The 20,582-nt window shown below is 69.5% G+C and carries 15 protein-coding genes; 5 read left to right on the top strand and 10 right to left on the bottom strand.

Annotated elements, in window-relative coordinates; genetic code table 11:
* Window positions 1-60: 60 nt before the first annotated feature.
* The 3 genes from MKL11_RS28205 to MKL11_RS28195 form a co-directional block, all read right to left on the bottom strand.
* Window positions 61-1,638: an aldehyde dehydrogenase (NADP(+)) gene (locus MKL11_RS28205; RefSeq protein ID WP_243949704.1), complete on the bottom strand. Its 1,578-nt coding sequence runs from the start codon at window positions 1,636-1,638 to the stop codon at window positions 61-63.
* Window positions 1,639-1,697: 59 nt separating this feature from the next.
* Window positions 1,698-3,368 (bottom strand): thiamine pyrophosphate-binding protein, encoded by a 1,671-nt coding sequence (locus MKL11_RS28200; RefSeq protein ID WP_243949701.1) that lies wholly within the window; start codon window positions 3,366-3,368, stop codon window positions 1,698-1,700.
* Between the two features lie 152 nt (window positions 3,369-3,520).
* Window positions 3,521-4,213 carry a GntR family transcriptional regulator gene (locus tag MKL11_RS28195; RefSeq protein WP_243949699.1) on the bottom strand — a complete coding sequence of 231 codons (693 nt, stop codon included), beginning with the start codon at window positions 4,211-4,213 and terminating at the stop codon, window positions 3,521-3,523.
* Between the two features lie 188 nt (window positions 4,214-4,401).
* On the opposite strand from MKL11_RS28195, the gene MKL11_RS28190 reads away from it, so the two are divergent.
* From MKL11_RS28190 to MKL11_RS28175, 4 genes are all read left to right on the top strand, one after another.
* Window positions 4,402-5,121, top strand: coding sequence for a ribonuclease activity regulator RraA (locus tag MKL11_RS28190; RefSeq protein ID WP_243949697.1), 720 nt, complete (start codon window positions 4,402-4,404; stop codon window positions 5,119-5,121).
* 60 nt (window positions 5,122-5,181) lie between these two features.
* A complete protein-coding gene (locus tag MKL11_RS28185) occupies window positions 5,182-6,552 on the top strand; it encodes an MFS transporter (protein ID WP_243949695.1) in 1,371 nt (456 codons plus the stop codon).
* Window positions 6,552-8,282 (top strand): L-arabinonate dehydratase, encoded by a 1,731-nt coding sequence (gene araD, locus MKL11_RS28180; protein WP_243949693.1) that lies wholly within the window; start codon window positions 6,552-6,554, stop codon window positions 8,280-8,282. Before MKL11_RS28185 ends, araD begins: the two co-directional genes overlap by 1 nt.
* 107 nt (window positions 8,283-8,389) lie before the next feature.
* Window positions 8,390-9,394, top strand: a complete 1,005-nt coding sequence (locus MKL11_RS28175) for an SMP-30/gluconolactonase/LRE family protein (RefSeq protein ID WP_243949685.1) — start codon at window positions 8,390-8,392, stop codon at window positions 9,392-9,394.
* A gap of 79 nt (window positions 9,395-9,473) precedes the next feature.
* Here MKL11_RS28175 and metH read toward each other — a convergent pair whose 3' ends face one another.
* From metH to MKL11_RS28155, 4 genes are all read right to left on the bottom strand, one after another.
* Entirely contained in the window at window positions 9,474-13,226 is a 3,753-nt protein-coding gene (metH, locus tag MKL11_RS28170) for a methionine synthase (RefSeq protein ID WP_243949683.1), read from the bottom strand.
* Between the two features lie 175 nt (window positions 13,227-13,401).
* Window positions 13,402-13,653 carry a hypothetical protein gene (locus MKL11_RS28165; protein WP_243949674.1) on the bottom strand — a complete coding sequence of 84 codons (252 nt, stop codon included), beginning with the start codon at window positions 13,651-13,653 and terminating at the stop codon, window positions 13,402-13,404.
* Window positions 13,654-13,692: 39 nt separating this feature from the next.
* Window positions 13,693-14,613, bottom strand: a complete 921-nt coding sequence (gene metF / locus MKL11_RS28160) for a methylenetetrahydrofolate reductase [NAD(P)H] (protein WP_243949672.1) — start codon at window positions 14,611-14,613, stop codon at window positions 13,693-13,695.
* A gap of 75 nt (window positions 14,614-14,688) precedes the next feature.
* The gene (locus MKL11_RS28155; RefSeq protein ID WP_243949670.1) at window positions 14,689-15,714 is read right to left on the bottom strand and encodes an ArsR/SmtB family transcription factor; all 1,026 of its coding nucleotides are present in this window, start codon (window positions 15,712-15,714) and stop codon (window positions 14,689-14,691) included.
* 130 nt (window positions 15,715-15,844) lie between these two features.
* Between MKL11_RS28155 and MKL11_RS28150 the strand changes: the two genes are divergently transcribed.
* Entirely contained in the window at window positions 15,845-16,426 is a 582-nt protein-coding gene (locus MKL11_RS28150) for a histidine phosphatase family protein (protein WP_243949663.1), read from the top strand.
* A 7-nt stretch (window positions 16,427-16,433) separates the two neighbouring features.
* Here the strand turns inward: MKL11_RS28150 and MKL11_RS28145 are convergent, their stop codons facing one another.
* From MKL11_RS28145 to MKL11_RS28135, 3 genes are all read right to left on the bottom strand, one after another.
* Complete coding sequence (locus MKL11_RS28145; RefSeq protein ID WP_243949662.1) at window positions 16,434-17,330, bottom strand: bestrophin family protein; 897 nt, start codon at window positions 17,328-17,330, stop codon at window positions 16,434-16,436.
* 208 nt (window positions 17,331-17,538) lie between these two features.
* Entirely contained in the window at window positions 17,539-18,459 is a 921-nt protein-coding gene (locus MKL11_RS28140) for an ROK family protein (RefSeq protein WP_243949661.1), read from the bottom strand.
* Window positions 18,459-19,841: a dicarboxylate/amino acid:cation symporter gene (locus MKL11_RS28135; protein WP_243949660.1), complete on the bottom strand. Its 1,383-nt coding sequence runs from the start codon at window positions 19,839-19,841 to the stop codon at window positions 18,459-18,461. The genes MKL11_RS28140 and MKL11_RS28135 overlap by 1 nt, the downstream gene beginning before the upstream one ends.
* Between the last annotated feature and the right edge of the window lie 741 nt (window positions 19,842-20,582).

The following is a 20,582-nucleotide window of genomic DNA, read 5'->3' as shown; positions in this document are numbered from 1 at the left end:
CCGTTTGAGCCGGTGGGACGCGGAGGTGAGCCTGCGCCTGTCCCCGCGCGTGTGGTCCCGTCAGCGGCGTTCGAGGCGGCCGTCGACCCGGCGCGGGAGGCCGAGGGGGTTGGCTTCCTGGAGGGCGGCGGGCAGCAGGGCGTCGGGGAGGTCCTGGTAGCTCACCGGCCGCAGGAACCGGTCGATCGCGAGGCTGCCCACGGAGGTCGTGCGGCCGTCCGATGTCGCCGGATACGGGCCGCCATGGACCATGGCGTGCGCCACCTCGACGCCGGTGCCGAAGCCGTCGACCAGGATGCGCCCGACCCGGCGCTCCAGCAGCGGCAGCAGCGCCCGCACGGCCGCGTGGTCGTCGGGCGTGATGTGCAGGGACGCGGTGAGCTGGCCCTCGAGATGCTCCAGCACCTTTCGTATCGCCGCGAGGTCGGGGCAACGCACCACCAGGGCCGCGGCGCCGAACATCTCCTCCTGCAGTTCCGGCTCGGCCAGGAAGGCGTCCGAATCGGTGGCGAACAAGGCCGCCCGGCCCTGGGTGGCGGTGCCTTCGGGGCCTTCGGCGAGGCGCGTGACCGCGGCGTGGCCGGCGAGCCGCGCGACACCGTCACAGTAGGCCCGATGGATGCCCGGGGTCAGCATGGTCGCGGCCGGGCTCTCCCGCAGGGCCGCCGTGGCCGAGGCCAGGAACGCGTCGAGGCCGGGGCCGGGCACCGCCAGGACCAGGCCGGGATTGGTGCAGAACTGGCCGGCACCCAGCGTCAGCGAGGCCGCGAAGGCCCGGCCGATCGCCTCGCCCCGGGCCGCCAGGGCGCCCGGGAACAGCAGGACCGGGTTGATGCTGCTCATCTCGGCATAGATCGGGATCGGGCGGGGGCGCTTGGACGCGATCTCCATCAGGGCGGTGCCGCCCCGGCGCGATCCGGTGAAGCCCACCGCGGCGATCCGGGGATCGGCCACCAGCCCCTGCCCGATCGACTGGCCGGCATCGAACAGCAGCGAGAACACCCCCTCCGGAAGGCCGGACCCGGCGACCGCCCTCTGGATCGCCCGGCCGACCAGCTCGGAGGTGCCGGGATGGGCCGGGTGCGCCTTCACGATCACCGGGCAGCCGGCCGCCAGCGCCGAGGCGGTGTCACCGCCGGCCACCGAGAAGGCCAGCGGGAAGTTGCTGGCGCCGAACACCGCCACCGGGCCCAGCGCGACGTTGCGCAGGCGCAGGTCCGGCCGGGGCAGCGGCTTGCGGTCCGGCAGGGCCGGGTCGATGCGGATCTCGAAGGCGCTGCCCTCGCGCACGACGCCCGCGAACAGGCGCAGCTGGCCGACGGTGCGGCCGCGCTCGCCCTCGATCCGCGGCCGGGGCAACCCGGTCTCCTGCATGCAGCGGGTGACGAGGTCATCGCCAAGATCGAGGATGTTGGCCGCGATCGTCTCCAGGAAAGCCGCCCGGGCCTCCGGGGTTGTCTCGCGGTAGGTGTCGAAGGCGGCATCCGCCAGGGCGCAGGCCCAGTCGAGGTCCTGGAGGCTCGCGCCGGGGAAGTCGGGCTCCAGGGGCTGGCCGGTGGCCGCCTCGATGCCCCGGAACGCGTCCTGCGTGCCTCGCTGGGCCTGGGCGCCGATCAGGTTTTCGCCACGCACGGTCATCGTCGACTCCTGTTCGAAAGGGTGCGGATCCTCCGCACCGGGTCGGTGGTGGGGGGCTGTCAGCCCTCGCCTGCCGCCAGGGCCTTCGCGCGGATCGCCGCGAGGGTCATGGTCGGTGTCAGGGCCTCCGGATCGACGAGGCAGTGGATCATCGCTGGAATCCCGGCGGCGAGGCTGCGCTCGAAGGCGGGGGCGAACTCCTCGGTGCGCTCCACGCGCTCGCCGTGGCCGCCGCAGGAGCGGGCCAGGGCGGCGAAGTCGGGATTGCGCAGCTCGGTCGCCGAGACGCGCCCGGGATATTCCCGCTCCTGGTGCATCCGGATCGTGCCGTACATGCCGTTGTCGAGGACCACGACCAGGATGGCGATGCCGTATTGCACGGCGGTGGCGAATTCCTGCACGGTCATCATCACGTCGCCGTCGCCCGCGAGCGCCACGACGATCCGCTCCGGTAGGCTGCGCTTGGCGATCACGGCCGCCGGCAGGCCGTAGCCCATCGAGCCCGAGGTCGGGGCGAGTTGCGTCCCGAAGGCGCGGAACCGGTAGTAGCGGTGGATCCAGGTGGCGAAGTTGCCGGCGCCGTTGCAGATCACCGCGTCCGCCGGCAGGCGCTCGCGCAGCCAGGTGATCGCTTGGCCGTACTGGAATGCACCGGGTTTCGGCTCCGGCGTCTCCGACCAGGCGCGGTAGGAGGCGTGGGCCTCGGCGGCGCGGCCGGCTCGCGGCGCGTCGTAAGTCGGCAGGGCGGCGCAGAACGCTTCGGGGGTCGCCTGGATCGCTAGCGTCGGCTGGTAGACCCGGCCGAGTTCTTCCGGATCGGGATGGACGTGGACCAGCGGCAGGCCGGGATCGGGGATGCCGAGCAGGCCGTAGGATTGCGCCGGCATCTCGGACAGGCGCCCGCCGATCATCAGCAGCAGGTCGGACTCCTTGATCCGCGCCAGGAGTGCCGGGTTCGGCCCGATCCCGAGCTCGCCGGCAAAATTCGGATGGTCGGCGGAGAACAGGTTGGCACGGCGGAACGAGACCGCCACCGGCATGTCGTGGCGCTCGGCCCAGGCGGCCAGGGCGCCGCGGGCCGATTCGGTCCAGCGCGCGCCGCCGAGCAGCACCACCGGCCGTCGCGCCTCGGCCAGCATCGCGCGCAGCCGCTCCGTATCGGCGGGCGACGGGGCCGGCTCGGCGGGGACGACGCGCGGCGCGTCGGCCACCGCCGCGACGTCGTCGAGCATGTCCTCCGGCAGGGCGATCACCACCGGCCCCGGCCGGCCCTGGAGCGCGACCCGGAAGGCCCGGGCCAGGATCTCGGGGATGCGGGCCGCGTCGTCGATCTCCACAGCCCACTTGGCCAGGCCGCCGAACATCTGGCGGTAATCGACCTCCTGGAAGGCCTCCCGGCCGCGCATCGCCCGACCGATCTGACCGACGAACAGGATCATCGGCGTCGAATCCTGGCGCGCGATATGGATCCCCGCCGAGGCGTTGGTGGCGCCGGGGCCGCGGGTGACGAAGCAGATGCCGGGACGGCCGGTGAGCTTGCCGCCGGCCTCGGCCATGATCGCGGCGCCGCCCTCCTGCCGGCACACGAGCACGTCGATGCCGCTGTCGCGCAGGGCGTCGAGCACCGCGAGGTAGCTCTCGCCGGGGACGCAAGTGACCCGCTCGATGCCCTGGACGAGCAACTGATCGACGAGCACCTGCGCGCCGGTGCGTGGGGGCAATCCGCTCAAGCCGTTTCTCCCTGGCGATGACGCCGCCCGGAGGATGTCTCCAGGGGCGGCCGGCCGTCCTGTCGCGGCCTTGAACCTGACCGCTGCCGTGTCCTGGGATGCGACTGATATGTCAGTCCCAGGATAGGGCCGCGGGCGGCTCGGTCAACCTGTCAGACCAGAGGTCGGCGGTCGAGGGCACGCCGGGTCATCCGGTCGAGGAGGTCGAACAGCGTGCCGATTCCGGAAAGCGCCCGATCGGGCTCGCGGGCCGCGATGCTGGCCACGATCGTCGCGTGGATCCCGGCGCAGTCGAGGAAGCTGGCCGTGGGCTCGTAGGTATACCAGAAGCGCCTCGACTGGGCGTGGAGCGGGCCCATCGTGCTGGTCAGGGTCGGGTTGTAGGCTGATCCGACCATCGCCTCGTGGAGGGCCCGTTTCAGCCGGAAGTAGACCTCGCGGTCCCGGGCGGCGGCGGCGACGAGCAGGCCCTCGGTGTGGCTCCGCAGGGTCTCCAGGTCCCGGTCCGAGGCGCGGGCGATCACGCAGCGGGCCACGGTCTCGTCGAGCGGGCGCCGGACTTCGAGCAGTTCGAGATGCTTGATGATGTCCACTGGGGTGACGAGTACGCCGCGGCGCGCATGGACCTCGACGAAGCCGATCGCCTTGAGCCGCGCCAGCGCCTCGCGCACCGGGGTCCGCCCGAGCGCCAGTTCCGCGCCGAGCTCGCTCTCCGACACCATCGCGCCCGGAGCGAGGTGTCGGCTGATGATCATCTGCTCGATCGCGTCGTAGGCGGTCTCCGCGAGGGATCGCGGCCGCTTGGCGTCGACCGGAATTCCGCTCGCGTCGGGACCCGCCGTCAAGATCCTCGCATCGGCCAACCGGATCCCCCGTCTGTGTCGCAGCCGCTCTCTGCTTCAGTTGACAATGGCGCCAGGCGGCGCCCTACTCAAGCCCTGGGATATCAGTGGTCGCCCAGGGCGCGTCAGCGCCGGCCGGGTTCTTGATGGTTCGAGCTCGACGGCGACCGTCTTCATGGGAGGAGCTGCGGATGCCCGGATTGTCTGCCGAGACGCGCGACAAGCTCAAGACCGTCAGCACGGCGACGCTGATGACCGCCTTGTTCAAGCGCGGCCTGCGCAACCAGATGATCCAAGACGTGCGACCGCTGAAAGCCGGCGGCGGCACCATGGTCGGCGAGGCGTTCACCCTGCGCTACATGCCGGCCCGTGAAGACCTGAACCCGATCACGGTGTTCCGCGATCGGGCCCATCCGCAACGCAAGGCGGTGGAGGAGTGCCCGCCCGGCGCCGTGTTCGTAATCGACAGCCGCAAGGATGCCCGGGCGGCCTCGGCGGGCTCGATCCTGGCGACCCGCCTGATGGTGCGGGGCTGCGCCGGTCTCGTCACCGATGGCGGATTTCGCGACGCCGACGAGATCGCCCGGCTCGACATGCCGAGCTACCACGTGCGCCCCTCGGCCCCGACTAACCTGACCCACCACCAGGCCATCGACATCAACGTGCCGATCGGCTGCGGCGACGCCCCGGTCTTCCCCGGCGACGTGATCGTCGGGGACGGCGACGGCGTGGCGGTGATCCCGGCCCACCTCGCCGACGAGATCGCCGAAGAGGCCGTCGAGATGACCGCCTACGAGGATTTCGTCACCGAAGAGGTCCGCAAGGGCCGCTCCATCCTCGGCCTCTATCCTGCCACCGACGCACAGAGTCTCGCTGACTTCGCCGCATGGCGGCAGCAGAACGGGCGCTGACGGCGGACGGCACCGATCGGCGCGAAGCCGGCGAGACGAGCATCTGGGTTGGGAGGGGCTATGTCGGGGGGCATACCAGCGATCGCGGCGCTGCCGGAGATCGAGCGGCGCACGGTCGCCAAGGTCTCGTGGCGGCTCCTGCCGCTCATCGTGCTGATCTACTTCATCGCCTACATGGATCGCACGAATGTGGGCTTCGCCTCGTTCGGCCTGAACCGGGAGTTCGGCTTTTCGGCGACCCTCTACGGCTGGGGCGCGGGCATCTTCTTCCTCGGCTACGTCATCTTCGAGATACCCAGCAACGTCCTCCTGGAGCGCAAAGGCGCGCGGCTCTGGATCGCCCGGATCATGGTCACCTGGGGCCTTGTCGCGGGCGCCATGGCCTTCATCACCGGCCCGGTGAGTTTTTTGGTGATGCGCTTCCTGCTCGGGGTGGCCGAGGCCGGCTTCTTCCCCGGCATGATCCTGTATTTCACCTACTGGTTTCCAAGGCGCTACCGAGCCCGGGTGGTGGCGGCCCTGTTCCTGGCGGTGCCTGGATCGAACGCCCTCACGGCGGTGATCTCGGGGGCGCTGCTCCAACTCGATGGGGCGCTCGGCCTGCACGGCTGGCAATGGCTGTTCGTCCTGGAAGCGGTGCCGTCGATCCTGCTGGCCTTCGTCGTGCTCGCGCTGATGACCGAACGGCCCGCCAAGGCGGCCTGGCTCGCCCCCGAGGAGCGAACCTGGCTGGAAGGCACGCTGGAGGCCGAGCGCCGGAGCACGGTCCAGACTCACGGGCATTTCACGCTCAAGCAGGCCCTGACCGATGGTCGGGTGCTGGCGCTCGCGTCGATCTACTTCTGTATCGGCACGGCGACCTACGGCATCACCTTCTTCCTGCCGCCTATCCTCAAGAGCCTGAAGCTCACCGATTGGGAGACCGGCCTCGCCACGGCGGTCCCCTACGTCATCGGCACGGTCGGCATGATCGCCTGGAGCTGGTCGTCCGATCGGCGCAACGAGCGGCGCTGGCACTTCGTGGTCGCCGGCGTGATCGCCATGCTCGGCCTCGTCGCGGCGGGGCCGATGCTGGGCAGCCTCTGGGCGCTCACCGCGATGTCGGTGGCCGCGATCGGCCTGTACGGCACCAAGCCGGCCTTCTGGGCGATGCCGGGGGAGTTCCTGTCGGGACCGGCCGCGGCCGGGGGCATCGCGCTGATCAACGCCGTCGGCAATCTCGGCGGCTTCGTCGGCCCCTACGTCCTGGGCTGGCTGAAGGACGCCACCGGCACCTATGAGGCCGGCCTGTACTTCCTCGCAGCCTGTGCGCTCGCCTCGGCGACGATTACCTTCCTGGCGGTCCGGCCGGCCGTGGCGGCGGATCCGGGCTTCGCGTCGGACCTGCCGGCGGCTGCCGCGACCGAACGCGCGAGACCGGAGACCGTCTGATGACCGCACGCAAGAAAGAAATCGGCGATCTGCGCAGCCAGCGCTGGTTCGGCGCCACCGACCTGCGCAGCTTCGGCCACCGCTCGCGTATGCTCCAGATGGGCTACGAGCGTGCCGACTTCACCGGCAAGCCGATCGTCGGCATCATCAACACCTGGAGCGACATCAACCCCTGCCATCTCCACTTCCGCGAACGGGTCGAGCAGGTGAAGCGCGGCGTCTGGCAGGCGGGCGGCTTCCCGATCGAGCTGCCGGCGCTCTCGTTGTCCGAAAACTTTGTCAAGCCGACCACGATGCTCTACCGCAACCTCCTCGCCATGGAGGTTGAGGAATTGCTGCGCCAGCACCCGGTCGACGGGGCGGTACTGATGGGCGGCTGCGACAAGACCACCCCGGGCACGGTGATGGGCGGCATCTCCATGAACCTGCCGATGATCTTCCTGCCGGCCGGGCCGATGATGCGCGGGCATTCCGGCGGCAAGATCCTCGGCTCCGGCTCCGACGTGTGGAAATACTGGGCCGAGAAGGAAGCCGGCACCATCACCACGCAGCAATGGAACGACATGGAGGCGGGCATCGCCCGCACATTCGGCACCTGCATGACCATGGGCACCGCCTCGACCATGACATCGATCGCCGAGGCGCTCGGCCTGTCGCTGCCGGGCGCGGCCTCGATCCCGGCGGCCGATGCCGACCATCCCCGCATGGCCAGCGCCTGCGGCCGGCGCATCGTCGAGATGATCTGGGAGGATTTGAAGCCGTCCGACATCCTCGACCGGCGCTCGGTGGAGAACGCCCTCGTGGTCCACAACGCGCTGGCCGGCTCCACCAACGCGATGATCCACCTGGTGGCGATGGCCGGCCGGGCCGGGATCCCGATCAAGCTCTCCGAGTTCGACGACTTCGCCCAGAAGGTGCCGGTGATCGCCAACCTGCGGCCCTCGGGCCAGTGGCTGATGGAGGATTTCCACATCGCCGGCGGCATCCGCGCCCTGATGGTGCGGCTCTCCCCCCTCCTCTACCTCGACGCCCGCTCGGTCACCGGCGGCACCATCGGCGACGGGCTCGCCGGCATGAGTGTCTACAACGACGACGTGATCCGCCCGCTGGACAAGCCGATCGTCTCCCTCGGCGGTACCGCGATCCTGTACGGCAACCTCGCGCCGCATGGCTGCGTGATCAAGCCGCCGGCCGCGGACCCGCGCTTCCTCAAGCATACCGGCCCGGCCCTGGTGTTCGACGATTACGACGCCATGACCGCCGCGGTGAACGACCTCGACCTCGACGTCACCCCGGACCACATCATGGTCCTGCGCAATGCCGGCCCGATCGGCGGCCCCGGCATGCCGGAATGGGGCATGCTGCCGATCCCGAAGGTCCTGCTCCGGCAGGGCGTGCGCGACATGCTGCGCATCTCGGACGCCCGTATGAGCGGCACCAGCTACGGCGCCTGCATCCTGCATGTCTCGCCGGAATCGGCGGCCGGTGGGCCGCTGGCGGCCGTGCGCAACGGCGACCTCATCACCGTCGACGTGTCCGAGCGGCGCATCCACCTGCACTTGGACGAGGCCGAGATCGCCGCACGCGTCGCGGCATTCGTGCCGCCGGATCGGGCTTATCCGCGAGGCTACAACCGGCTGTTCACCCAGCACGTGAGGCAAGCCCACGAGGGCTGCGACTTCGATTTCCTGGAGGGTGCGGGCGGCATTCCCGAACCCGAGATCCATTGACCTGCACCTTGCGCCGGGCCCGGTCCCAGCCCGGCGCAAGGAAGCACGGCGAAACAACGATCCGGGGTCGCGGCGAAAGCGGGCGGCTGAACGGACAGGGAGGATACATGGCGACGATCGCACGCAGGGGGCTGCTCGCGGGCGCGGCCTTGCTCGGGGCCGCACGGGCGGCCGGGGCCGAATGGGAGCCGTCCCAGCGCGTGCCCGACCCAGCCGTCGAGGTGCTCGACCCGGCCTTCGCCAAGTACCGCATCGCGTCCGCCACCGTGGAGCGGGTCGCCACCGGCCTGCGCTGGGCCGAGGGGCCGGTCTGGTTCGGCGATAGGGGTGCGCTGCTGTTCAGCGACGTGGTCAACGACCGGATCATGCGCTGGGACGAGGCCTCCGGCGCGCTGACGGTGTTCCGCAAGCCGTCCGCCTACGCCAACGGCAACACCCGGGACCGGCAGGGGCGCCTCGTCACCTGCCAGCACAAGACCCGCAGCGTCACCCGGACCGAGCATGACGGCTCGATCACCACGGTGCTCGACCGGTTCGACGGCAAGCCGCTGAACTCGCCCAATGACGTGGTCTGCCATTCCGACGGTGCGATCTGGTTCACCGATCCGGCCTTCGGGCCGAACCCGCACGAGTCGATGGCGGCCCCGGAGCTTCCGGGTAACGTCTACCGGGTCGATCCGGCAACAGGCCAGGCGAGCCTCGTGGTGGCGGGGCTCGCGGGACCGAACGGGCTGGCCTTCTCGCCGGACGAGTCGAAGCTTTACGTCATCGAGGCGCGCGCCAAGCCGAACCGTCTGATCCGCGTCTACGACGTGATCGAGAAGGGCACCAAGACCGCCAACGGCCGGGTGTTCTTCGACGCCGGCCCCGGCACGCCGGACGGGTTCCGGGTCGATGTCGACGGCAACCTCTGGTGCGGCTGGGGCATGAGCGAGGCCGAGGACGGCGTGCTCATCCTGTCGCACCAGGCCAAGCCGATCGGCCGGATCCGCTTGCCCGAGCGCTGCGCCAACCTCTGCTTTGGCGGCCTCAACCGCAACCTGCTGCTGATGGCCGCCTCGCACTCGGTCTACGCGCTCTACGTGAATACGCGCGGCGCCGGGACCTGCTGATCCCGGGATAGCGCATCACGTATCCGACGACGGCGCCGTCTTTGGAGACGGATCGTCGTCGGACGTAGGGTCTTGTGCCCTACTCGGCGGCTTCGGCCAGGTACCGCGTCGGGTCGTAGTTCAAGATCGGCCCGAGCCAGCGCTCGACCTCGCGCACATCCATGCCCTTGCGCAGGGCATAGTCCTCGACCTGGTCGCGCTCGACCTTGGCGACGCCGAAATAATGCGCCTGCGGGTGCGCCAGGTAGAGCCCCGAGACCGAGGAGCCCGGCCACATGGCGTAGGATTCGGTGAGCTTCACCCCGATCCGCCGCTCGGCCTTCAGGAGATCGAACAGCTGGGTCTTCTCGGTGTGGTCGGGCTGGGACGGGTAGCCGGGCGCCGGTCGGATGCCGTCATAGGGCTCGCTCGCCAGTTCGGCGGGCGAATACGTCTCGTCCGGCGCGTAGCCCCAGAATTCCCGGCGGACGCGCTCGTGCATGCGCTCGGCGAAGGCCTCGGCGATCCGGTCGGCCAGCGCTTTCACTAGGATCGCCCGGTAATCGTCGTTGGCCCGCTCGAACCGCTCGGCGATCCGCACCTCCTCCAGGCCGGCCGTGACCACGAAGCCGCCGACGTAATCGGCGATGCCGGTCTCCTTGGGCGCCACGAAGTCCGACAGGCAGGTGTTGGGCCGGCCGTCGCGCTTGGACAATTGCTGGCGCAGGCCGTGGAAGGTCGCGAGCCGGTCGCTGCGGCTCTCGCCGGTGTAGAGCACGATGTCGTCGCCGACGCTGTTGGCCGGCCAGAAGCCGATCACGCCCTTCGGGTTGAACCAGCGCTCCGCCACGATCTGCTTGAGCATCTCTTGCGCGTCCTCGTAGAGGGCGCGGGCGGCCGGACCCTGGTCCGGATCGTCGAGGATCGCCGGGAAGCGGCCTTTGAACTCGTAGGTCTGCAGGAACGGCGTCCAGTCGATATAGGGCACGAGATCGGCGACCTCGTAGGAGCCGAATACCCGGGCATCCGTGAAGGCCGGCTTCTTCGGCGCGTAATCCGACCAGTCGATCTTGAAGGCGTTGGCCCGGGCCTTGGTGAGGGGCAGGCGCTGCTTGTCGAGTTCCGACCGGGCATGGGCGGCCGAGACCTTGGCGTACTCGGCGCGCACGGTCTCGATCGTTTTGTCGCGGGTCTCCTTGGACAGGAGGCTCGACACCACGCCGACCGCGCGGCTCGCATCGGTGACGTAGACCGCCTGGCCCTTCGCGTAGGCCGGGTGGATCTTCACCGCCGTGTGGACGCGGCTGGTGGTGGCGCCGCCGATCAGCAGCGGCACGGAAAAACCCTCGCGCTCCATCTCGCCCGCGACATGGACCATCTCGTCGAGGGACGGGGTGATCAGGCCGGACAGGCCGACGATGTCGACATTCTCCTTGCGGGCCACGTCGAGGATCTTGGCGGCCGGCACCATCACGCCGAGATCGATGATCTCGTAGTTGTTGCAGGCCAGCACGACGCCGACGATGTTCTTGCCGATGTCGTGGACGTCGCCCTTCACGGTGGCCATCAGCACTTTGCCGGCGGCCTGGCGCCTGCCGTCGCCGCCATTGGCGCGTTTTTCCTCCTCCATGAACGGCTCGAGATAGGCGACCGCCTGCTTCATCACCCGGGCGGACTTCACCACCTGGGGCAGGAACATCTTGCCGGCGCCGAACAGGTCGCCGACCACGTTCATGCCGGCCATCAGCGGGCCTTCGATCACGTGGAGCGGGCGCTCGACGCCGGCCCTCGCCTCCTCGGTGTCGGCGACGATGTACTCGGTGATGCCGTTGACCAGGGCGTGCTCGATGCGCTTGGCCACCGGGGCCTCGCGCCAGGTCAGGTCGGCGGTCTTGGCCTGGGCCGAGGCGCCGGTCTTGAAGCGCTCGGCCGATTCCAGCAGCCGCTCGGTGGAATCGTCGCGGCGGTTGAGGACCACGTCCTCGCATAGCGCGCGCAGCTCCGCCGGGATCTCGTCGTAGACGGCGAGCTGGCCGGCATTGACGATGCCCATATCCATCCCGGCCTGGATGCAGTGGTACAGGAACACCGCGTGCATGGCCTCGCGCACCGGCTCGTTGCCCCGGAAGGCGAAGCTGAGGTTCGAGACGCCGCCCGAGATATGGGCGTGCGGCAGGGTCTCGCGGATCGTCCGGGTCGCCTCGATGAAGGCGATGCCGTAGCCGTTATGCTCCTCGATGCCGGTGGCGACCGCGAAGATGTTCGGATCGAAGATGATGTCTTCCGGCGGGTAACCGACCTGCTCGGTCAGGATCCGGTAGGCCTTGGTGCAGATCTCGACCTTGCGCTCGTAGGTATCCGCCTGGCCCTGCTCGTCGAACGCCATCACCACCACGGCGGCGCCGTAGGAGCGGCAGATGCGGGCCGCCTCGATGAACTTCTCCTCGCCCTCCTTCATGGAGATCGAGTTCACGATCGCCTTGCCCTGGATGCATTTCAGGCCGGCCTCGATCACCTCGAACTTCGAGGAATCGACCATCACTGGCACCCGGGCGATGTCGGGCTCGGCGGCGACGAGGTTGAGGAACTCGACCATCGCCTTCTGCGAATCGAGCAGGCCCTCGTCCATGTTGACGTCGATCACCTGAGCGCCAGCGGCGACCTGATCGCGGGCGACGTCCAGGGCGGCGGCGTAGTCGCCGTTGGTGATCAGCTTCCTGAACTTGGCCGAGCCGGTGACGTTGGTGCGCTCACCGACGTTCACGAACGGGATTTCCTTGGTGAGCACGAAGGGCTCCAGCCCCGAGAGCCGCATCAGGCGCGGGATCTCCGGGATCTGTCGGGGCGTCTTGCCGGCGACCGATTTGCTGATAGCCCGGATATGGTCCGGCGTCGTGCCGCAGCAGCCGCCGACCATGTTGACCAGGCCGGATTCGGCGAATTCGCCGACCAGCTTGCCCATGGCCTCCGGGCTCTCGTCGTAGAGGCCGAACTCGTTGGGCAGGCCGGCATTCGGATAGGCGCAGACCAGGGTGTCGCAGATCCGCGACAGCTCGGCGATGTGACCGCGCATCTCGCGGGCGCCCAGCGCGCAATTGAGACCGAAGGTCAGCGGGTCCGCGTGGCGCAGCGCGTTCCAGAACGCCGCAGGGGTCTGGCCCGACAGGGTTCGGCCCGACAGGTCGGTGATCGTGCCGGAGATCTGGATCGGCAGCCGGATCCCGGTCTCCTCGAACACCGCCCAGCAGGCGGCCACCGCCGCCTTTGCATTGAGCGTGTCGAAGATCGTCTCGATCAGGATCAGCTCGGCCCCGCCGGCGATCAAGCCGTGGACCTGCTCCCTATAGGCGGTCTTGACCTGGTCGAAGGTCACGGCGCGGTAGCCGGGATTGTTCACGTCCGGCGAGATCGACAGCGTGCGGTTCGTCGGGCCGATGGCGCCGGCCACGAAACGGCGGCGGCCATCTTGGCGTTCGGCGAGCTGCGCGGCCTCGCGGGCGAGGCGCGCCCCCTCCCGGTTCAGGTCATGGATGATCGATTCGAGGCCGTAATCTCCTTGCGCGATCGTGGTGCCGGAGAAGGTGTTGGTCTCGCAGACGTCGGCGCCGGCGAGGAAGTAATCGAGATGGATCTGCCGGATCGCGTCCGGCTGCGTCAGGATCAGGAGGTCGTTGTTACCCTTCTGATCGTTCGGGTGATCCTTGAAGCGGTCGCCGCGGAAATCTGCCTCGGTCAGCCCGAGCCGCTGGATCACGGTGCCCATCGCCCCGTCGAGGACGAGGATTTTTTCCGCAGCGCGCCTGCGCAGGGCGGTGGCGATCTCGGTGCCGTCGACGGGGGGAAAGTCAGTCATGATCGGTCCCAACAGACCACCTCAAGCCGAGGTGCCGGAGCGAAGCGGAGGCCTCGAAGGAGGCCTCCAGATTTTTTGCGGGTCCCCGGAGCCTTCCTGCGAGGCCGTTGCGCGGCACCCAGGATGAGGCGGAGGGTGGAATTCTCGTTTCGGACCGGCCCGGAATTCGTCCGGGTCAGCCTGCTTTCTCCAGGGCGGCGAGCCGCTTTTCGAGGGCGTCGAGGCGTTCTTCGACCTGGGCAGCCGCGTAGCGTCCGAGGACCGATTCGCCGTTGACGGCTTCCCGCAGATTGTCGAACCGACGTTCCAGTTTGTCGAAGCGGGTATCATGCTCCTCGAGCTTGCGATCGACGCGCTCGAATCCAGAGTGCATCTCGGTCCGCATCTCCCGAAGAAGCGGAAGAATCAGGTCCTGCGGTTCGGCCATCGTCCTGCCCCCTGCTGCGCCGTGCGGGCGCCGCTGAATTTAGGCCGCCGCCCTTTCCGCCGCCAGCTTCGGCGCCTGCGCGCGCAGGCCCAGCAGGTGGCAGATCGCGTAGACGAGGTCGGACCGGTTCATCGAGTAGAAGTGGAAGTCCTGGACACCCTCGTCCACCAGGTCGAGCACCTGCTCGGCCGCCACGGCGGCGGCGACGAGGCGGCGGGTCTCCACGTCGTGGTCGAGACCTTCGAACCGGGCGGCCAGCCAGTACGGCACCGAGGCGCCGGTGCGGCGCGCGAAGTTGGCCGACTGCTTGAAGTTCTGCACCGTCAGGATGCCCGGAATGATCGGGATCGTGATCCCGGCGGCCCGGACCTTCTCGAGGTAGCGCAGGTAGACCTCGTTCTCGAAGAAGAACTGCGTGATCGCCTGGTCGGCGCCGGCATCGACCTTGGCCTTCAGGGCGTCGATGTCGGCATCCAGGGAGGCGGCCTCCGGGTGCTTCTCGGGATAGGCCGAGACCGAGACCTTGAAGTCGCCGATGCGCTTGATCCCCTCGACCAGCTCAGCGGTCGTCGCATAGCCCTCGGGATGCGGCTTGTAGGCGTGGCCAACGCCATCGGCCGGGTCGCCGCGCAGGGCCACGATGTGGCGCACGCCGACATCCCAGTAGGCCTGGACCACCGCGTCAATCTCCGCGCGGCTGGCATCCACGCAGGTGAGGTGCGCGGCCGGCTTGAGGGTCGTTTCGCGGATCATCCGGGCGACCGTGTTGTGGGTGCGCTCCCGGGTCGAGCCGCCGGCCCCGTAGGTCACGGAGACGAATTTCGGCTGGAGCGGGGCCAGCCGCTCGATCGAGGACCACAGGACCTTTTCCATCTCGTCGGTCTTGGGCGGAAAGAACTCGATCGAGACGCGGATCGGGTGGTAGCCGTCGCGGCTGGCGCGGTGGGTGGAGCGGCGCATCGGGTCTCGTCCTCTATGTCGATCGGTTCAGACGATGAAGGGGAACAGGGTGTGGGGCGGTCGCCGGACGCGGGGTCAGGCGACCGCGCGCTGGAGCGGTTCGGCGTCGCGGCCGAGGCCCGTCTGCTGATGGCCCGCCTCCTGAGCGAGCCAGAGCGTGACCGTGAGCTGACCGGCCTCCCGGGGCACCAGGTCGGAGATCGCGACCGTGGCGAGCCCGGCCTCGGCCAACCAGTGTGAGACCTGGTCGGCTGAAAAACCGAGCCGGCGGTGGGCTTGGCTCGTCCGCAGGAATTCGAGGTCGTGCGGCGCGAAATCCACCACCAGGAGCCGTCCGCCCGGCGCGACGAGGCGCGCGGCACCCCGCAGGGCGCGAGCCGGATCGTCGAGATAGTGGAGCACCTGATGCACCACCACCAGGTCGAAGCTCGCCCGGGCGAAGGGCGGTGCGTGGATGTCGCCCTGGCGCAGGTCCACCCGCGACAGGCCCTGCCGCTCCAGGTTGGCCCGGGCGACCGACAGCATGGCATGGCTCGAATCGAGCCCTGTGGCCCGGGCGGCCCGGGGGGCGAGCAGGCCGAGCATCTTGCCCGTGCCGGTGCCGAGATCGATCAGGCTGCCGAGGGGGCGCTCGCCCAAGGCGTCGAGAACCGCCGCCTCGACGGTGGCTTCGGGGACGTGGAGGGAGCGCAATTCGTCCCATTTCGGTGCCAGCCGGGCGAAGAAGGTCTGGGCCGTCTCGGCCCTCTGGGTGCGCACCGCGTCGAGGCGGGCCCGATCCTCGGATAGGGGCGGCGTGCTTCGGTCGAGCCCGGACAGGAGCGGGTCTGCGAGGCCGGCGCGGGCCTCGGACAGGCGGAAGAACGCCCAGGCACCCTCACGATGGCGCTCGACCAGTCCGGCTTCGACCAGGAGCTTGAGATGGCGCGAGATCCGCGGCTGGGACTGACCGAGGATGTCGGTTAGGTCGGAGACCGACAATTCCCCATCGGTGAGCAGCGCCAGGATGCGCAGGCGCGTCTCCTCGGCCGCCGCGCGTAGAACGCCCAGGGCATCCAGAAAGGGGATCGATCCCGCCGTTCGACTCTCAGCGATAGACATAAAGATATGTTTATGTCCGTTTCGTCAGTCGCGCAAGCGCGATGTTGCGGCGCCCGCATCTTATCTGGGCGCTTACTGTCCGGTGCCGGATCGGACTCAATGCGTTGATGGCAGGCAGCCGGAGGCGTGCATGTCTGAGACCAAACGTCCGCAGATCACCCTGGTCCGCCACGGCGAGACTGCCTGGAGCCTGTCCGGCCAGCATACCGGGCGCAGCGATATCCCGCTGACGCCGGCGGGCGAGGCGGCGGCCCGTGCCCTTGCGCCGCGATTGGCGGCTGGATCCTATGCGGCAGTCTGGTCGAGCCCGTCGAGCCGCGCGGTGACCACCTGCGATTTGGCGGGATTCGGTAAAAACCGCCTCATTGACCCGGACCTCGCCGAATGGGATTACGGCGCCTATGAGGGCCGGACCACGAAAGAGATCCTGGCCGAGCGTCCGGGCTGGCGGTTGTTCCGCGACGGATGCCCCGGCGGCGAGGCGGCCGCCGATGTCGGCGCCCGGGCGGATCGGGTCATCGCGCGGATCCGTGCGTTGGATGCGGAGCTGATCGTGTTCTCCAGCGCGCATGTTCTGCGCGTGCTCGCGGCCCGCTGGATCAGCCTGCCGCCGGAGGGCGGCGCGCTGCTGGTGCTCGGCACGGCGAGCGTCAGCGTGCTGGGCTACGAGCACGACCGCAGCGAACCGGTCCTGCGCGGCTGGAACGGTTGATTCGGCCTTACCGCAGCCAATATCCGTCCGGCGCCAGCGGGGCCGGCATCGGTTCGTCGAGCGCGTGATGCACGATGCGGTCGACGGCGCGGACCATCGCGTCGAGGGGCAGGTCGTTCGGCTCGGTTCCGAAGGGCTCCTCCAGTTCGTCGCCGAGGGCGTCGAGGCCGAAGAACGTGTAGCCGACGAGCGCCACCACGACCGGTGTCGCCCAGCCGAGCGAGCCCGTGAGCCCCACCGGCAGCAGCAGGCAGTAGAGCCAGGCGGTGCGGTAGACGAGCAGCGTGTAGGCGAAGGGCAGCGGCGTGTTGGCGATCCGCTCGCAGGCGGTGTGCACCCCCGACAAGGCCTCGATCCGCGCTTCCAGAAGGCCGAACTGGATGTCGGTGAGGCGCCCGGCCCGCATCAGCCGGGCGAGGTCGCGGGTCAGGGCGGCCAGGACCGAATCGGTGGGGTTCGGGCCGCAGAGGTCCGATCCCGGCGCCCGCCCCTCCACCGCGACCGCCTCGTCGAGGCCGCGCAGGCGGGCGTGCAGGCCGTGCGCGAAGGCCGACAGGCGGCGCAGCTGCGGCGCCGCCTCGGCGGCCGGCAGCAGGGCCGGCAACAGGCGGGCGAGGTTGCGCACCTCGCCGATCAGGCTGCCCCAGGCTTTGCGGGCCTCCCACCAGCGCTCGTAGCAGGCGTTGTTGCGAAAACTCAGGAAGATCGACAGGGCGAGACCGACCAGCGTGAACGGCGCGACCCCGGCGGTGACCGGGAAGTAGGCGGGCCAGCGCGCTTCCGCCCAGACCACCAGGCAGGACACGGCGACGATCCCGACGAGCTTCCAGGCCACCCGCGGCAGGATCGAACCCTGCATCGTGAACAGCAGGGTGAACAGGTTGGGCCGGGTGCGGACGATCATCGGAGCTTCGCGGCGAGGGGTCGGCCCTCCTGCCCTGCCCTCCCCGCATCAGCAAGGGGCCCGGCGGATAGCCAAGCCGTCATTGCAGAACTCGCAGGCGAGCGTGGCCCGGGCGCTGGCGATCGAGCCGCCGTTCTGGAGCGGCTCGAAGCCCGGGATTCGATGCGCTCGCCGGGGACGGCCGGATATCCGCCTCGGCGGTGGGCGCTCAATCCGCGTCCCACAGCCAGGCCGCGCCGCGCACGCCCGAGGCGTCGCCGTGGAAGCTCGCCCGCACCGGCGTGTCGAAGGCGTCGGAGAAGACATGGGGGGCGATCGCCCCGGGCAGGCCGGCGATCAGCTCCGGGATCCGCGACAGGCCGCCGCCGATCACGATGACGTCCGGATCGAGCAGGTTCACCACCTGGGCGGCCGCGCGCCCCAGCCGGTCGAGATGGATCGCGAGCGTGTCGCGCGCCTTTAAGTCGCCGTCGCGGGCAGCCGCCACGATGGCCTCGGCGGTGAGGTTCCCACCGTGCCGTCGCGCATGGTCGGCGGCGAGGCCGGGGCCGGACAGCCAGGTCTCGATGCAGCCCCGGCGGCCGCAATAGCAATGCGGTCCGGGCTGCTCGTCGGCCCGGGCGCCGGCCAGGGGGCCGTGGCCCCACTCGCCGGCGATGCCGTTGCGGCCGGTAAGCACGCGGCCGTCGATGGCGATGCCCGATCCGACGCCGGTGCCCAGGATCACCGCCCAGACCACCCGGGCGCCGGCCCCGGCGCCGTCGACCGCCTCGGAGACCGCGAGGCAATTGGCGTCGTTCTCGATCCGCACCGACCGGTCGAGGCGCCGCGCGAGGTCGGCGCCGAACGGGTGGCCGTTGAGCCAGTGGGAGTTGGCATTGCGCACGCGCCCGGTCGCCGGCGACAGGCTGCCCGGCATGCCGATGCCGACGCTGCAGGGGGCGGCGGCCTCCGCCTCGAGCCGGGCCACCAGGGCGGCCAGGGCCTCGATCGTTCCCCGGTAATCGCCCCGCGGCGCCGGCATCCGGGCCTCGGCCAGGGTCGCGCCGGTGGTATCGAGCACGATCCCGGCGATCTTGGTGCCGCCGAGATCGATGCCGAGGCGGGCCCGTCCCGTGGACGCGGCCATCACTCCGCCGCGGCGACCTTGGTGACCTTGGGGTCGGTCCCCATCGGCTGCGGCGCGTGGTCGGAAATGTCGGTGCCGATCGAGACCGGATGGGCCATGACCTCGTTGAGCTTGACCATGTCGAGCTCGCCCTCCCAGCGGCTGACCACCACGCAGGCGACGCCGTTGCCCACGAGGTTGGTGAGCGCGCGGCACTCGGACATAAACTTGTCGATGCCGAGCACCAGGGTCATGGCGGCGACCGGGACCGGGCTGTTCGGGATCGCCGAGAGCGTGGCCGCCAGGGTGATGAAGCCGGCGCCTGTGACGCCCGAGGCGCCCTTCGAGGTCAGCATCGCCACCAGGATGATCGTCGCATATTGCGCGAAGGTCAGGTCCGCGCCCACCGCCTGCGCCAGGAACAGCGTGGCCAGCGTCATGTAGATGTTGGTGCCGTCGAGGTTGAACGAGTAGCCGGTCGGGACCACGAGGCCGACCACCGAATCCGAGGCGCCGAGCCGGCGCATCTTGGTCATCAACTGCGGCAGCACCGTCTCCGACGAGGACGTGCCGACCACGATCAGCAACTCGTCCTTGATGTAGGCGAGGAAGCGCAGGATCGAGAAGCCCGCGACCTTGGCGATGGTGCCGAGTACCACCAGCACGAACAGGATCGCGGTGATGTAGAAGGTGCCGACCAGCCAGGCCAGGTCGTAGACCTTCTGGATGCCGTACTCGCCGATCGTGAACGCCATCGCCCCGAAGGCGCCGACCGGGGCGAGCTTCACCACGATGCCGATGATCTTGAAGAAGATCTGCCCGGCGGTGTCGATCGCGCTGTTCACCGCGGCGGCGCGCTCGCCGAGGCTCGTCACCACGACGCCGGTGAGGATCGAGATCAGCAGCACCTGCAGCAGATCGCCGGTGGCGAAGGGATCGAAGAAGCTCTTGGGGATGATCGCCAGGATGTGGGCGACCGTGGAATCGGCCGCCGCCTTGTTGGCGTAGGTCGCGACCTTGCTGGCGTCGAGCTTCGTCGGGTCGGCGTTGAAGCCGGCGCCGGGCCGGATCACCTCGCCGACCAGCACGCCGACCAGCAGCGCCAGGGTGGAGACCAGCTCGAAATAGACCAGGGCCTTCACGCCGACGCGTCCGACCTTCCTGAGGTCGCCGACCGACGCGATGCCGTGCACGATGGTGCAAAAGATGATCGGCGCGATCATCATCTTGATCAGTCCGATGAAGGCGTCGCCGAGCCACTTCATCGCCTTGCCGGTGGCGGGGTCGTACCAGCCGAGCAGCACGCCGAGCGCGATGGCGATCAGGACCTGGATGTACAGGACCTTGTACCAGGGCTCGCGGGGAGCGCCGGGCGCAGTCGTCGCGTGGGTTGCGTGTGCCATATCCATCCCGTGCACGCTTGCCGTGCATCCTCCCGATCCGCCGGCACGCTAACGATAATCGTCCCTCGCCTCAACGGCGGCCCGGTCTTCCTTCGCGAAGCAAGTGTGACAAAAACCTGTCGATCCCCGGCCGAAAGATGGTTGCGCCGGATATTCGCCAGCCGCTTATTTGATGCCGATCGACCGCAGAGAACCAAGCTTTCGCGCGCCCTCTCCGGACACGCGTCAACGTCCCCACCCGCCTCGCGGCGCCGGGGGCATGGCCCAAGAGATCCAACCACGAGGGACGCGGGACGCCGCGGGGACCCTGGTGTCGGCCAACTACGCGCGGGGTCCGATCCCCGCGGCGACCCGCGGCATCGGACGGGCATGGTCCCCGGCCGGTGCCGTCTTTCTCGTCGCGATGTCTTGCCAGCGCCCCGATCCCGCGACTCCGTGCCAGCGGTCACTGCCCATGATGCCCAAGCCGCCGCGCAGCCGATACACCCCCGGAACCCTCATTCACCGCCGGGGCCTGCAGCCCGACTTCCGCCTCGTATTGGGCGGGTCCGCGGGTTGCTGAGGGTCACGCCCAGGGATGGGTCGCCGCGGGGGTATTTCGCCTGTACAAGGGCTCCTACGGGCGCCTCGTGGCGGGTGCGCAGGCCTCCTACACCGAGCGCGACGCCTTCCGGGGCGTCTACGGCATCCAGCCCTCCGCCCACCTCGTCACCGGGCTGGCCTCGCTGCGCTACTATCCGT

This window comes from Methylobacterium sp. J-077, from assembly GCF_022829365.1.
GTDB lineage: Bacteria > Pseudomonadota > Alphaproteobacteria > Rhizobiales > Beijerinckiaceae > Methylobacterium.
This window is presented reverse-complemented; position numbering and strand designations above follow the sequence as displayed.